This is a genomic window from Mesorhizobium sp. M1E.F.Ca.ET.063.01.1.1 (assembly GCF_003998155.1).
GTDB lineage: Bacteria > Pseudomonadota > Alphaproteobacteria > Rhizobiales > Rhizobiaceae > Mesorhizobium.
Genome location: NZ_RZSC01001367.1, coordinates 1 through 776 on the forward strand (window position 1 = coordinate 1; position 776 = coordinate 776).

At 66.6% G+C, this 776-nt stretch carries 1 protein-coding gene; it reads left to right on the top strand.

Going from position 1 to position 776, the window contains the following annotated elements:
- Positions 1 to 776 (top strand): glutamate synthase-related protein (locus tag EOA29_RS38630; protein WP_245468802.1); only part of this gene is annotated, 776 nt, incomplete at both ends.

Here is a 776-nt window from a genome sequence, read left to right on the forward strand (position 1 = left end):
TATATGTTCCGCATGCGCGGCGAGGCGCATATGTGGTCGCCGGACGCGGTTGCCACCTTGCAGCATGCCGTGCGCCAGGGCTCCTGGGATACGTTCAAGGAGTATTCCACGCAGATCGACAGCGCGAGCGCGCGGGCGCAGACCATCCGCGGCCTGTTCAAGATCAAGCTGGCGGAAGAGACCGGCCGCAGGAAGGTCGCGATCGACGAGGTCATGCCGGCGGCCGAGATCGTCAAGCGCTTCTCGACCGGGGCGATGTCGTTCGGCTCGATCTCCAGGGAGGCGCACACCACGCTGGCGCGCGCAATGAACACCATCGGCGGCAAGTCGAACACCGGCGAGGGCGGCGAAGAGGCCGACCGCTATCTGCCGCTGCCGGGCGGCGGCAAGAACCCGGAACGCTCGGCAATCAAGCAGGTCGCGTCGGGACGGTTCGGCGTGACGGCGGAGTATCTGGTCAATTCCGACGTCATGCAGATCAAGGTGGCGCAGGGCGCCAAGCCCGGCGAGGGCGGCCAACTGCCCGGACACAAGGTCGACGCGACCATCGCCAAGGTCAGGCATTCGACGCCAGGCGTCGGCCTGATCTCGCCGCCGCCGCATCACGACATCTATTCGATCGAGGATCTGGCGCAACTGATCTACGATCTGAAGAACGTCAACCCGGCGGCCGACGTGTCGGTCAAGCTGGTGTCAGAGGTCGGCGTCGGCACGGTCGCGGCGGGCGTCGCCAAGGCGCGCGCCGACCACATCACCATCTCCGGCTATGACGGCGG